Consider the following 13,119-nt stretch of genomic DNA (forward strand, 5'->3'; position numbering starts at 1 on the left):
TTGGGTACAATTCCCCGTTAATTCGCTCGAGTTTCAGGAACATACCAATGATCGCTTGTCTGCGGCTGCTCTCTGCCCTCTGCCTCGCTGCCCTTCTCGCAGCCTGTGCCAGCTCGCCCTCGTCCAGCCTTGGCGAGCTGCCTCGAACCCCTGACGCCAGCATCGAGCAGTTGCTTGATCAGGCCGCCACAGCCAAAACACCCGAGCAGGCTGCCACGCTGCGCTTGAGTGCGGCCGACCTGGCCGCCCGCCAGAATGACGCAGGACGCGCTGCGCAGATTCTCGGACAGGTGCAAATCGATCAACTCAAACCCGGACTGCAGGTTTTCGCCAGCACATTGTCCGCAGAGCTGGCGATGGGCCGCAATCAGCCCAAGGCAGCACTGACCGCACTGAACCACCCGAGCATGCAACGCCTGGGCGAACTGTCGGTCGAGCAGCAGGTTCGCACCCACATGGTCAAGGCGCGCGCCCTGGAAGCCGATGGCCAGGCCCTGGCAGCCGTCAATGAACGAGTATTCGCCGGCCCTCTGCTGCAAGGTGCAGAAGCCAGCGCCAACAATGATGCAATCTGGACGCTAGTGTCCGCTCTGCCGGCCGAGCAACTGCAAAGTACAGCCAGCGGCGATATGGGCGGTTGGCTGAACCTGGCCCGCTCGATCAAAGGCGCAGGCACACTTGAGCAGCAACAGGCAGCCATCGACAACTGGAAAGCCCAGAACCCGAAACACCCTGCAGCACTGCAACTGCCTACCGCACTCGCCCAACTGCGCGCCCTGACCAGCGAGCCGATTACCAAAATCGCTCTGCTGCTGCCGCAGGATGGCCAGCTGGCCGCAGTTGCCAAAGCGTTGCGCGAAGGCTTCATGGCCGCGCACTTCCAGGCACAACAAGCAGGACAGAATCCACCCGCTATCCAGGTGTTCGACAGCTCGCGCGTTACCTCGATGGACGAGTTCTACCGTCAGGCTCAGGCCGCTGGCGTACAGCTGGTCGTCGGTCCGCTGGAAAAGAACCTCGTCAAACAGTTGAACAGCCGCCAGCAGCTCCCGATCACTACACTGGCGCTGAACTACAGCGACACCAGCAACGAAGGCCCCGCTCAGCTGTACCAGTTCGGCCTGGCTGCCGAAGACGAAGCCCGCGAAGTTGCACGTCGCGCCTGGGCCGATGGCAAGCGCAGCGCTGTAGCAATGGTGCCGAAAGGCGAATGGGGCGACCGCGTGCTGGATGCCTTCCGCAAGAGCTGGCAGGCCAAGGGCGGTACGCTGATCGCAGCCGAGCACGTCGACCAGCCTGTAGAACTGGCACAGCAGGTCGCCGATCTGTTCCAGTTGCGCAACAGCGAAGGTCGCGCCCAGCGTCTGCAGAGCACTGCCGGTACTCAGGTAGCCGCGCAGCCAAGCCGTCGCCAGGACATTGACTTCATGTTCCTCGCCGCCACGCCGCAACAGGCGCAGCAGATCAAGCCAACCATGGTTTTCCAGTACGCAGGCGATGTTCCGGTCTACGCCACCTCGCACCTATTCACCAACAGCAACGATCATGCGCAGTACATGGACCTCAACGGTGTGCGCTTCTGCGAGACGCCTTGGCTGCTGAACGCTGAAGACCCGCTGCGCCAGCAGGTGACCGCGCAATGGCCACAAGCTGCAGGCAGCCTTGGTCGCCTGTACGCAATGGGCATCGACGCCTACCGTCTGGCCCCACGCCTTGCGCAACTCAAGGCTATGCCTGACAGCCGCATCGATGGCCTGTCGGGCAGCTTGAGCATCAACCCTGGCCGTCGCGTCGAGCGTCAGTTGCCATGGGCGGAGTTCGTCGACGGCAAGATCCAGCGTCTGCCGGACACAGCGCCTTGATACCACGCAGCAGCCGCCAACAGGCAGGGCGCGAGGCTGAAGCCTTCGCCCTGCAGTTTTTGCAACAACAGGGGCTGCACCTGATTGAACAAAACTGGTTATGCAAACGCGGCGAGCTTGATCTAGTCATGCTTGACGGCGATACAGTAGTATTCGTCGAAGTTCGCTACCGGCGCCACTCAGGCTGGGGTGGAGCCATGGAAAGCGTTGATTTTCGCAAGCAGGCAAAACTTGTCACTGCCGCACAGCTTTTTCTGCAGCAAGCAACAGACTGGGCCAGTCACCCCTGTCGTTTCGACGTGATCGCCATTGAAGGCCAGCCTGGCAACACTGCACCGCTGAACTGGATCAAGAGTGCTTTTGACAGCTGACCTGCGCATGGGCACAGCAGCCCTGCCGTGTTAATGAACTGCAATAGCTTCTACGCTCATCGATTTCGCTATTTGTTTTGCCGGCTGCACACCTTGTGTGCCGGATAGCTCCCGGGAGAACCCGGCGCATCCGTCCCGCCGCCGTACGCTCTAATTAAGGTCACATTGATGGACATGCAATCCCGAATTCGCCGGCTGTTCCAGGCCAGCATCGAAACCAAGCAACAGTCGATGGAAGTCCTTGCACCCTATATCGAGCAAGCCAGTCAGGTCATGGTCAATGCCCTGCTCAACGAGGGCAAGATGCTCGCGTGCGGCAACGGCGGGTCGGCTGGCGATGCACAGCACTTCTCCTCGGAACTGCTCAACCGTTTCGAGCGCGAGCGGCCGAGCCTGCCAGCCATCGCCCTGACAACCGACAGCTCTACGATTACCTCGATTGCCAACGATTACAGCTACAACGAAATCTTTTCCAAGCAGATCCGCGCACTGGGCCAGCCAGGTGATGTGCTGCTGGCCATTTCCACCAGCGGTAACTCGGCAAATATTATTCAGGCCATCCAGGCCGCACATGATCGCGAAATGATTGTCGTAGCATTGACGGGACGCGACGGTGGCGGCATGGCTTCCCTGCTATTGCCCGAGGACGTGGAGATCCGCGTACCTGCCAATGTCACGGCACGCATACAAGAAGTCCATCTGCTGGCGATCCATTGCCTTTGCGATTTGATCGACAGCCAACTGTTCGGGAGTGAAGAATGACCCCTAATCGTCTCAGCCTACTGGTTCTGACACTGTGCCTCAGCATCACCGGATGCAGTTCGGTGATCACGGCCACTCGCGAAAAACCGATCGAAGACGATCGCGGCACCCGCACCTTCGGCAGCAAGATCGACGATTCACTGATCGAGACCAAGGCAGCCGTCAACATCTCCAAAGCCAACCCTGATCTCGCAGAAGGCTCACACATCGTTGTGACCAGCTTCAACGGCATCGTGCTGCTGGCTGGCCAGACACCCCGCGCCGACCTCAAGGCAATTGCCGAACAGGCCGCCAGCTCGGTCCAGCGCGTCAAGAAGGTCAACAACGAGCTGCAGGTCATGGCGCCCTCTTCGCTGCTGGCGCGTAACAACGATGCCTGGCTGACCACCAAGATCAAAAGCCAGATGATTGCCGACGCATCCATCCCCGGCTCACGCATCAAGGTGGTGACCGAGAACGGTATTGTGTTCCTGCTGGGCCTGGTGACCCAGGACGAAGCCAATCGCGCCACCAACCTGGTACAGGGCGTTTCCGGCGTGCAGAAGATCGTCAAACTGTTTGAGTACATCGACTGACGGGTAACCGGCAGGCGAAAAAAAGGCGATCCGGAGATCGCCTTTTTTATTGCGCATTTTTTACTTCACGACCTTCAGACTCGGCCGGCCACTCGGGCGCGGTGGCTCGCTGTCGGGCGGGGTATCATCTTCGATCTCGATTTCCTCACCCTCATCCATGGAAGGCTCCAGATCGAAAACCATACCCTGACCGTTCTCACGGGCATAAATACCCAGGATGGCAGCTACAGGCACGTAAAGCGTATGCGGCACACCGCCGAAGCGGCCTTCGAAGCTGACAGCTTCGTTATCCATATGCAGATGACGCACCGCACTTGGCGAAACATTCAGGACAATCTGCCCGTCATTGGCAAACCCTTGCGGGACCTGCACCGAGGGGTAATCCGCATTGACCAGCACGTGCGGGGTGCAATCGTTATCGACGATCCACTCATAGAGAGCGCGAACAAGATAAGGGCGACTGGAGTTCATTAACGGCTCCTTAAGCCTTAGCGCATTTCACGTTCGGCAGCAGACAGACTCGTCTGAAAAGCCTCACGCGCAAATTGGCGCTCCATGTAATCAAGCAACGGCTTGGCAGGCCGTGGCAATTCAATACCCAAAATTGGCAAACGCCAGAGTATGGGGAGTAGACAGCAGTCAACAAGACTTAGCTCGTCGCTCATGAAAAAAGCTTTTTCCGCGAACAACGGTGAAACCCCAGTCAGACTTTCACGAAGCTCCTTGCGCGCCTGAACACGAGCAGGCTCTTTGCTGCGCGTATCAAGGATCAGGTCCACAAGGCCACACCAGTCTCGCTGGATGCGATGGATCAGCAGACGGCTGTTGGCGCGGGCCACGGGATAGACAGGCAGCAAGGGCGGATGCGGATAGCGCTCATCCAGGTATTCCATCACCACCGTCGACTCGTACAACGCCAGGTCACGATCAACAAGAGTCGGCAAGCTGCCATACGGATTTACTTCAATCAGCTGCGGCGGATGACGACCTGCCACAACCTCAATGATTTCGGCGCTGACACCCTTCTCGGCGAGCACAATACGCACACGATGAGAATAGTGGTCGGCGGGGTCGGAGTAGCAGGCCAACCGGTTGGTCACGCCCATGGCGATCCTCCTCGCTTGTTAAAATTTATCGGACAGACGAACGAATACGCCTTAAGGGCGCATCCGATAATGAACGCAACAGGACAGGTGTTCGTCGCGGGCCACAAGATAGCTCATTTACGCGATGTAAATTCTGTAATCTTCGCCGACAGGCTTATAAATCTCGCAATATCGACGTGACACGCCCAGCTTGAAAACACCTCGACCGCAAAAATCACACCCATAAAAAAACGCCCAGCCCCGCGAGGGGATGGACGTTCTTTCTTTGAACGAAGAACGAATTAACGCTTCGAGTACTGCGGACGCTTACGCGCTTTACGCAGACCGACTTTCTTACGTTCAACTTCGCGAGCATCGCGAGTCACGAAGCCTGCTTTACGCAGAGCGCCACGCAGAGTCTCGTCGTATTGCATCAGAGCGCGAGTGATACCGTGGCGGATTGCGCCAGCCTGACCACTTACACCGCCACCGATAACGGTGACGTAGATGTCGAACTTTTCAACTGTCTCGGTCAGTTCCAGCGGCTGACGAACTACCATGCGGGCAGTTTCGCGGCCGAAGAAATTGTCCAGGGAGCGGTTGTTGATCGAGATGTTACCAGTACCCGGACGCAGGAAAACGCGAGCGGTTGCGGTCTTGCGACGGCCAGTGCCGTAATTTTGAGTCGCCGACATAATGAACTATTCCGTTAAAACTTCAGTTCTTGGGGCTGCTGAGCAGTATGAGGGTGTACAGCGCCCGCATAGACTTTCAGCTTACGATACATGTCGCGACCCAGCGGGTTCTTAGGCAGCATGCCTTTGACCGCGGTCTCGATCACGCGCTCAGGAGCTTTGGCGATCAGCTTTTCGAAGTTGATCGACTTGATCCCGCCCGGAAAACCGGAGTGTGAGTAGTAGATCTTGTCGGTGGTTTTGGCACCAGTAACGCGGATCTGCTCGGCATTGATCACGACGATGTAGTCGCCGGTATCAACGTGCGGAGTGTATTCCGGTTTGTGCTTGCCACGCAGACGGCTCGCGATTTCGGTGGCCAGACGACCCAGGGTCTGACCAGCAGCGTCGACGACGAACCAGTCGCGCTTAACTGTTTCCGGTTTAGCAGTAAAAGTTTTCATTCTTTATAGCCTCAGGGGCCGCCCTGAAAATTAGACGGCGGATCTTACTGAATAGTGCGTACTTTGACAAGTCAAAGGCAGCCGGAAACAGACGCTATCGGGGGCTCGGGTCAGCGCGTCCGTTATACGGCAAGATTCTTCGGCAGACGGCGCATCACTTCCACTGCAAAGAGCTGGCGGATTATACAGACTGTAAAAATAACCTCAACCGGATTTTTTGTTCACATTCTGTTTATTGCCTGCGGGGCGTGGATTGGCGGATATTTACCCGCTTAGCACAAAGCCATCATGCACACCTCTCGCAGAGATACTGGCATGAGGAGGCTGGACACACCCGACAAAAAATAAGACGATCCAGCCGTTGCTTGACCATTTACCCATATAAGAATAACGATTATGCCGATCCAACACGCCACTCTGCTGCGCCGCGTAAGCATTCTGACCACCGACAAGATGTTTGCCTCGACGGTCATGCAGGCCAAGGACTTCTTCCACCTGGCCAGCCTGCGCTACAGCAAACAACTGGGCCAGGGCCTGGTGCCCGCTTTCGAAACCCGCCTCGTCAGCCCGGACGGACTCTCCGTCAGCAGTTTCAGCGACGTCACACTGCCTGTCGACGGCGCGCTTTGCCAAAGCGACATCATCGTTATCCCGGCCTTTTGGGATGATTTTGAAACCCTGTGCGAACGCTACCCGCAGATTCTGCCCTGGCTGCGTGAGCAGCATGCCAACGGTGCCGTACTCTGCGCCGAGGCCACCGGGGTCTACTGGCTTGCCGAGGCAGGATTGCTCGACGGCAAGGAAGCGACTACCTACTGGCGCTTCTTCAGTGCATTTGCCGAACGCTACCCCAAGGTGCTGCTCAATCAGGAAAAGCACCTGACTGACGCCGATAACGTGTACTGCGCAGGGGGCACGACGTCAGCGTGCGACCTCTACATCTACCTGATCGAGCGGTTCTGCGGGGCCAACGTTGCCCAGGCCGTGGCCCGCGATATTCTTTATGAAGTGCGCCGCACCTACTCACCGGGCCGGATCGGCTTTGGCGGGCAGAAACTGCATCAGGACGTGGTCATCCTGCAGATTCAGCACTGGCTGGAAGAGCACTTTGCCGACAAGTTCCGCTTTGAAGATGTGGCCCGCGAGCACGGCATGAGCATTCGCAATTTCATGCGCCGCTTTCAGACCGCAACCGGCGACAAGCCGCTGCATTACCTGCAACGGCTGCGGATCGAAACGGCAAAGGGATTGCTGTCAGGGTCTCGCAAAAGCATCAAGACCATCAGCTACGAGGTGGGCTATGACGACGCCAGCTTCTTCGCCCGGCTGTTTCGCCAACACACTGAGCTGTCGCCCAACCAGTACCGGCAGCAGTTTGAGAGCCAGAAGGAAAAGCTGTGAGCTGCAGCATGGGCGAGTTTCAAGCGTGTAGCTTGAAACTCGCCGCTTGCAGTCGCTGCTAGGGCTTGTGCGCCCGCGAGAGGAATTCGTGGGATTGCATTTCCAGCAGACGGCTCAGGGTGCGTTGAAACTCGAACATCAACCGGCCACCGGTATACAGGTCCTTCAACTCAACCTCGGCTGAAATGATCAGCTTGACGTTGCGATCGTAGAACTCGTCGACCATGTTGATAAAACGTCGGGCGATGTCATCGGTAGAAACGTCCATCTGCTCGACACCGCTGATCAGCACGGCATGAAAGATCTTGCCCAGCTCGATGTAGTCGTTCTGGCTGCGTGGCCCGTCGCACAGTTCGCGGAAGTCGAACCAGGCCACATCATCACAGGTACGCAGGGCGCGGATCTCGCGGTTTTCGATCATCAACACATCGTTTTCGATGGTTTCTGCGCAATCCGGGGTCAGGGCCTTGAAGCTTTTACGCAGGCTTTCCTGCGCAACTTCGTTGAGCGGGAAATGAAACAGCTCAGCCTGTTCCAGGTGACGCAGACGGTAGTCAACGCCGCTGTCGACGTTGACGATGTCGGTGTTCTGCTTGATCAGCGCAATTGCAGGCAGGAAGCGCGCACGCTGCAGACCGTCCTTGTACAGGCCGTCTGGAACGATGTTGGAGGTTGCCACCAGCGTTACGCCATTTTTGAACAGCTCTTCCATCAGCGTGCCCAGGATCATGGCATCGGTGATGTCGGAAACAAAGAACTCGTCGAAACAGATAACCCGTGCCTCGTCGGAAAAACGCTTGGCGATGATCGTCAGCGGATTTCTCTCGCCCTTGAGGGTCTTCATCTCTTCGTGCACGCGCTTCATGAAGCGGTGGAAGTGCGTACGGACCTTGTCCTGAAACGGCAGCGCGTCAAAGAACGTGTCGACCAGGTAGGTCTTGCCACGGCCTACGCCACCCCAGAAGTACAACCCCTTGACCAGGGTCGGCTCTTTTTTGCCGAACAGCTTGCCGAACAGACCGGGCTTGCTGTCGTGAGCGGCAACCAGATCGTCATACAGGCGCTGCAAATGGCGCACAGCGTTTTCCTGCGCGGCATCGTGAAAGAAGTCCGGGCGTTTCAGATCAGATTGATATCGTTCTAGGGGCGTCATAATTCGTTAGCAAGGCAACAAAAACGGGTCGTCACTGTAGCGACGACCCCGGGGATTGGCAATCAGTCCTGTTGAGGAGCAAGTGCCAGCTTAAGGGTTTGAATCGCGTTGTCGCGCGCAGTGGCATCGGCGAACACCGGGCTATCAGCCACACACTCACCGTCCAGCCACAGCGTGAAGCCATTGGCTTCACTGCGCAGATCCAGCTCACCGCCCTGCTGCAACTGCTTGCTGGCTATACCGGCTGCCTTGCCGTCGGCAAAATTGCGCGACAACAGCAGTTGCTCGCCATCGGCGGCCAGCAGGCGGAAACGGAAGCTGCCGTCGTCTTCACGGAAGCTGACGAAACGAGCGCCCTTGCTGGCCTTTTTCTTGCCGGTGTCGGCGTTCTGCACCACAGTACGGAACGACCGCAGGCCCACCGCCTCACGCAGTTCCTCCAGGAATGGCGTGGCGACGCGACGTGCCTTCTGCGCGCCGGCGAGCAGGATATCTTCGAGATCGGCAGGACGCTCGATCAGCCCCAGATACTTTTCACGGGGCTCGCTCAATTGCGCATCCAGCAAAGCGAACAGACGGTTCTTCGCTTCACCCCAGCCCAGCCCCTGCAAAAGGTCGGAACGGAATTCAGCGCACTGCTCTGCCGTCGAGAAGGCTTGATACAGGGTGAACAGGTGCGAGGTATCCGGATCCTTCGCTTCACCCGGCGCACGCGAGTCGGTGACGATGCGCGATATGGCGCTTTTCATCTCCTTGGCACTGCTGAATAACGGGATGGTGTTGTCGTAGCTTTTAGACATCTTGCGCCCGTCCAGACCGGGCAGCGTGGCCACGCTCTCTTCGATCAAGGCCTCGGGCATGACAAAGAATTCCTTGCCATTGCCAAACAGGTGGTTGAACCGCTGGCCGATGTCGCGGGCCATTTCAACGTGCTGGATCTGGTCGCGACCCACCGGAACCTGATGCGCATTGAACATCAGAATGTCGGCGGCCATCAGTACCGGGTAGCTGTACAGCCCCATGGTGATGCCTGCATCCGGGTCCTCGCCACCTTCGACGTTCTTGTCCACCGATGCCTTGTAGGCGTGGGCGCGGTTAAGCAGGCCCTTGGCCGCCACACAGGTGAGCAGCCAGGTCAGTTCCGGGATCTCCGGAATGTCCGACTGGCGATAGAAGGTCACACGATCAACGTCCAGGCCAGCTGCCAGCCAGGTCGCAGCGATTTCCAGACGCGAACGCTGAATGCGCAGCGGGTCATCGCATTTGATCAACGCGTGGTAGTCGGCCAGAAAGTAGAACGAGTCGAAATCGCTCTGACGGCTGGCGACAATGGCCGGGCGAATCGCGCCCGCGTAGTTACCCAGATGGGGAGTGCCGGTGGTCGTGATACCGGTCAGGATACGAGTGGTCATGGCAGGTCGCTTATCTAAAGGATGCAATACGGGCTGCAATCAGTTGGAAAGTCGCGGCAGAAGCAGATCTTTCAGATCGGTCAGCTTGCCGTGAAAAAAGTGTCCGCATTCTGCCACTTTCAGCAGCTCATGGGGGCGTTGCAACGCGGCCGACCATGCATAGACCGTTTCGGGATCGATCACTTCATCGTCTTCTGGCTGAATGATCGTCAGCGGGCAGGCTTGCGGCAAGACGCTTTGATCCTTGAGCCGCGAGGCCGCTGCAGCAATCAGAAACAAATGCGTCAGTTTTTCACCCTGCCCTTCAAGACGACCGCCCAGGTTGGCGGCAACGTAGCCACCGAAAGAAAAACCGAACAGAGTCATGGGCAGATCAGGATGTTGCGCGCGCAGCCATTGCGCGGCAGCCTGGGCATCATCGATCTCGCCTGGCCCGGCGACCGATGTACCGGCACTGGCACCGACACCGCGATAATTGAAGCGTAAGGTGATCAGACCTTGATCCCTTGCGGTACGCTGCAACGTCGAGACGACTTTATTGAGCATCGTTCCGCCCTGTATCGGGTTAGGATGGCAGATCAGTGCAACGCCTCGGGCGTCGGGTATATCCTGATACAGCGCTTCGAGCTGGCCTTCTGGGCCATCGATAAATAATGGGGTTTCACGCATGAGCAAAACAGAACTCCGTGACCTCGAAATGGGTCGACTCGTCTAGCTGATTGTCTGCGGCTTGCATATCAACGATACGTCGCGGGTATACAGCGCAGGTTCCAGCCGTTAACGTAAAGCAAAGCCGTTTATAGAGGAAGGACTCGTGGAACACTCGCTCTTAGTCTGGTTGTTGCCGACGCTCGCCCTGGTGGCCGGTGTCGTCATTGGTTTTCTGGTAGCACGCCTGCTGCCCAACACCGTTCCGAACAGCACCCAGCGCCAGCTGGACAACATTCAGGAGCGCTTCGACACCTATCAGAACGAGGTAGTCACGCACTTCAACAGCACGGCCAATCTGGTACAGAAGCTTTCGCAGAGCTATCAGGATGTTCAGGAACACCTTGCCGAGGGTGCCAATCGTCTGGCTCTCGACGAGCTGACCCGCCAACGCTTGCTGGCCGCCCTGCACCCTGAGGCCAATCATGCGCACCGCGATCATCGCGACCGCCTGACTCCTCCGCGCGACACCGAGACACCCAAGGACTACGCCCCCAAGGCGCCCAACACGCCTGGAATGCTGGATGAGCATTACGGCCTGAAAAGGTAAGGATTCACAGCGACACAAAAGCCCGCTGGCGAGAAAATCTCCAGCGGGCTTTTTTGTGCCCTACCCCTTCGCGAGCAATGCGGATCGCCGCCCCGGTCGCTCCCACAAGATCGTGCGTGCGCACCATTGTGGGAGCGAGCTTGCTCGCGAAAGGCCAATGCAGGGCGCTGAAGACCATTGGTCTCTCACGCCTGCATTCGTATCAGATCGCGCCGCGACTGCGCAGCAGATCCAGCACCTGTTTAACGCTTTCTTCCAGGTTGAGTGTCTGCGTGTCGATCACCAGATCGGCATTCAGCGGCACGTCATACGGGAAGGACTCGCCAGGAATGTTGTCGCCATCAGCGGCATACAGGCCTTGCGGGTCACGCTCGCGGCAGACCGCTGGCGACGCCTGAACATAGACGGTCAGCAGACGATCCTTGCCGATCAGCGCCTTGGCGCGCTCACGGCCCTCGGCATCCGGCGCCACAAAGGCAGCCAGGGTCAGCAGGCCCGCTTCGTTGAACTGGCGCGCCACGTGGGCGGCACGGCTCCAGTTCTCGGTACGCCCGGCACGGTCCTGTGGCAAGCCCTTGTTCAGGTCATGACGCAGGTTCTGACCATCCAGCACATAGACCGCACGGCCCATGTCGAACAGCTTGCGCTCGACTGCGTACGCCAACGTACTTTTACCTGCGCCGGACAGGCCGCTGAACAATACGGTGGCCGGTTGCTGGCCGAAACGCTGCGCACGCTCTTCAGTAGAGACGTGGGCCAGCTCGCCATGATGCAGCGAACCACCGCCTGAAACCGGCTTGGCAATGATCATGCCCGCAGCAACAGTGCCATTGGTCAGACGATCGATGACGATGAACGAGCCAGTGGTGGGGTTTCTGTCATAGCCGTCCAGCGCGATGGGCGCATCAAGGCTGACTTTGACGCGGCCGATCTCGTTCAACTGCAACGAGCTGGCAGGGCCTTCCTGCAGCGTGTTCACATCGACCCGATGAGTAATGCTGGCAATAGAGCCCGGCACATAGCTGGTAGCGCGCTTGATGTCGTATTTCTTGCCCGGCAGCATGGGCTCTTCGGCCATCCACACCAGCATGGCGTCGAACGCATCGCTGACCTGCGGGACGTTGTCGGCATGCACCAGCAGATCACCGCGGGAAATGTCGATCTCGTCTTCCATGGTCAGCGTCACGGCCTGACCCGGACCAGCCTGCTCCAGCTCGCCTTCAAAAGTGACGATGGACTTCACGCGACTGCTCTTGCCCGATGGCAACACGACGATCTCGTCGCCCTTGTGGACGATGCCGCTGGCCAGTGTGCCAGCAAAACCGCGAAAGTTCAGGTTCGGACGGTTGACGTACTGCACCGGGAAACGCAGGTCCGCATAGTTGCGGTCGCTGGCGATTTCGACAGTTTCAAGAATTTCCATCAGCGACTGGCCGGTGTACCAAGGCGAACGCTCGCTCTTGTTCACCACGTTGTCGCCCTTGAGCGCCGACATTGGAACAAACGCCATGGTGGTCGGCTTGAACGCGATACCCTCGGCGAACTTCAGGTAATCGGCCTTGATCGACTCGAACACGCCCTCATCGAAGCCGTTGAGGTCCATCTTGTTGATGGCCACGACGATGTGCTTGATGCCCAGCAGCGAAGCGATGTAGCTGTGACGACGGGTCTGGGTCTGCACGCCATAGCGCGCGTCCACCAGAATGATCGCCAGGTCACAGGTGGAAGCGCCAGTCGCCATGTTGCGAGTGTACTGCTCATGGCCCGGCGTATCGGCAATGATGAACTTGCGCTTGGCCGTGGAGAAATAGCGATAGGCGACATCGATAGTGATGCCCTGCTCCCGCTCGGCCTGCAGACCATCCACCAGCAACGCCAGATCGACGTCATCGCCAGTGGTGCCGGACTTCTTCGAGTCACGGGTGATGGCTTCCAGGTGATCTTCGTAGATCATCTTCGAGTCATGCAGCAGACGCCCGATCAGCGTGCTCTTGCCGTCATCGACGTTGCCACAGGTAAGAAAGCGCAGCATTTCCTTGCGTTCGTGCTGGCCCAGATAGGCGAGGATGTCCTCGCTGATCAAATCAGATTGATGCGACATG

Annotated in this window: 14 protein-coding genes; 6 read left to right on the plus strand and 8 right to left on the minus strand. The window is 58.2% G+C overall.

Annotation, left to right across the window (positions count from 1 at the left end):
* The first annotated feature begins 47 nt into the window (after nucleotides 1–47).
* From AO068_RS06560 to AO068_RS06575, 4 genes are all read left to right on the plus strand, one after another.
* Nucleotides 48–1,862, plus strand: a complete 1,815-nt coding sequence (locus AO068_RS06560) for a penicillin-binding protein activator (protein ID WP_004666185.1) — start codon at nucleotides 48–50, stop codon at nucleotides 1,860–1,862.
* On the plus strand, nucleotides 1,859–2,233 hold the full coding sequence (locus AO068_RS06565; RefSeq protein WP_177342351.1) for a YraN family protein: 375 nt from the start codon (nucleotides 1,859–1,861) through the stop codon (nucleotides 2,231–2,233). The genes AO068_RS06560 and AO068_RS06565 overlap by 4 nt, the downstream gene beginning before the upstream one ends.
* Nucleotides 2,234–2,401: 168 nt before the next feature.
* Nucleotides 2,402–2,995 carry a phosphoheptose isomerase gene (locus tag AO068_RS06570; RefSeq protein ID WP_002555059.1) on the plus strand — a complete coding sequence of 198 codons (594 nt, stop codon included), beginning with the start codon at nucleotides 2,402–2,404 and terminating at the stop codon, nucleotides 2,993–2,995.
* Entirely contained in the window at nucleotides 2,992–3,570 is a 579-nt protein-coding gene (locus AO068_RS06575; protein ID WP_057403079.1) for a BON domain-containing protein, read from the plus strand. The genes AO068_RS06570 and AO068_RS06575 overlap by 4 nt, the downstream gene beginning before the upstream one ends.
* A 60-nt stretch (nucleotides 3,571–3,630) precedes the next feature.
* Here AO068_RS06575 and AO068_RS06580 read toward each other — a convergent pair whose 3' ends face one another.
* The 4 genes from AO068_RS06580 to rplM all read right to left on the minus strand — a co-directional run bounded on the left by AO068_RS06580 (nucleotide 3,631) and on the right by rplM (nucleotide 5,793).
* Nucleotides 3,631–4,041: a ClpXP protease specificity-enhancing factor gene (locus tag AO068_RS06580; RefSeq protein ID WP_004656546.1), complete on the minus strand. Its 411-nt coding sequence runs from the start codon at nucleotides 4,039–4,041 to the stop codon at nucleotides 3,631–3,633.
* A 17-nt stretch (nucleotides 4,042–4,058) separates the two neighbouring features.
* Nucleotides 4,059–4,676 (minus strand): glutathione S-transferase N-terminal domain-containing protein, encoded by a 618-nt coding sequence (locus tag AO068_RS06585; RefSeq protein WP_044323144.1) that lies wholly within the window; start codon nucleotides 4,674–4,676, stop codon nucleotides 4,059–4,061.
* A 281-nt stretch (nucleotides 4,677–4,957) separates the two neighbouring features.
* Nucleotides 4,958–5,350, minus strand: a complete 393-nt coding sequence (rpsI, locus tag AO068_RS06590) for a 30S ribosomal protein S9 (RefSeq protein ID WP_002555064.1) — start codon at nucleotides 5,348–5,350, stop codon at nucleotides 4,958–4,960.
* A gap of 14 nt (nucleotides 5,351–5,364) precedes the next feature.
* Nucleotides 5,365–5,793, minus strand: a complete 429-nt coding sequence (gene rplM, locus AO068_RS06595) for a 50S ribosomal protein L13 (protein ID WP_002555065.1) — start codon at nucleotides 5,791–5,793, stop codon at nucleotides 5,365–5,367.
* Between the two features lie 495 nt (nucleotides 5,794–6,288).
* On the opposite strand from rplM, the gene AO068_RS06600 reads away from it, so the two are divergent.
* Nucleotides 6,289–7,194 carry a GlxA family transcriptional regulator gene (locus tag AO068_RS06600; RefSeq protein WP_162839824.1) on the plus strand — a complete coding sequence of 302 codons (906 nt, stop codon included), beginning with the start codon at nucleotides 6,289–6,291 and terminating at the stop codon, nucleotides 7,192–7,194.
* 58 nt (nucleotides 7,195–7,252) lie between these two features.
* On the opposite strand, the gene zapE is transcribed toward AO068_RS06600, so the two are convergent.
* The 3 genes from zapE to AO068_RS06615 all read right to left on the minus strand — a co-directional run bounded on the left by zapE (nucleotide 7,253) and on the right by AO068_RS06615 (nucleotide 10,428).
* Nucleotides 7,253–8,347 (minus strand): cell division protein ZapE, encoded by a 1,095-nt coding sequence (gene zapE / locus AO068_RS06605; protein WP_002555066.1) that lies wholly within the window; start codon nucleotides 8,345–8,347, stop codon nucleotides 7,253–7,255.
* Between the two features lie 62 nt (nucleotides 8,348–8,409).
* Nucleotides 8,410–9,759 (minus strand): tryptophan--tRNA ligase, encoded by a 1,350-nt coding sequence (locus AO068_RS06610; RefSeq protein WP_058400714.1) that lies wholly within the window; start codon nucleotides 9,757–9,759, stop codon nucleotides 8,410–8,412.
* A 39-nt stretch (nucleotides 9,760–9,798) separates the two neighbouring features.
* On the minus strand, nucleotides 9,799–10,428 hold the full coding sequence (locus AO068_RS06615) for an alpha/beta hydrolase (RefSeq protein ID WP_058400713.1): 630 nt from the start codon (nucleotides 10,426–10,428) through the stop codon (nucleotides 9,799–9,801).
* 145 nt (nucleotides 10,429–10,573) lie between these two features.
* Here AO068_RS06615 and AO068_RS06620 point away from each other — a divergent pair, with 145 nt between their 5' ends.
* Nucleotides 10,574–11,017, plus strand: a complete 444-nt coding sequence (locus AO068_RS06620; protein WP_058400712.1) for a YhcB family protein — start codon at nucleotides 10,574–10,576, stop codon at nucleotides 11,015–11,017.
* 202 nt (nucleotides 11,018–11,219) lie between these two features.
* Here AO068_RS06620 and cysN read toward each other — a convergent pair whose 3' ends face one another.
* Nucleotides 11,220–13,118, minus strand: coding sequence for a sulfate adenylyltransferase subunit CysN (gene cysN / locus AO068_RS06625; protein WP_058400711.1), 1,899 nt, complete (start codon nucleotides 13,116–13,118; stop codon nucleotides 11,220–11,222).
* Between the last annotated feature and the right edge of the window lies 1 nt (nucleotide 13,119).

Origin of the sequence: Pseudomonas sp. ICMP 3272 (assembly GCF_001466905.1) — a bacterium.
Classification (GTDB): domain Bacteria; phylum Pseudomonadota; class Gammaproteobacteria; order Pseudomonadales; family Pseudomonadaceae; genus Aquipseudomonas; species Aquipseudomonas amygdali.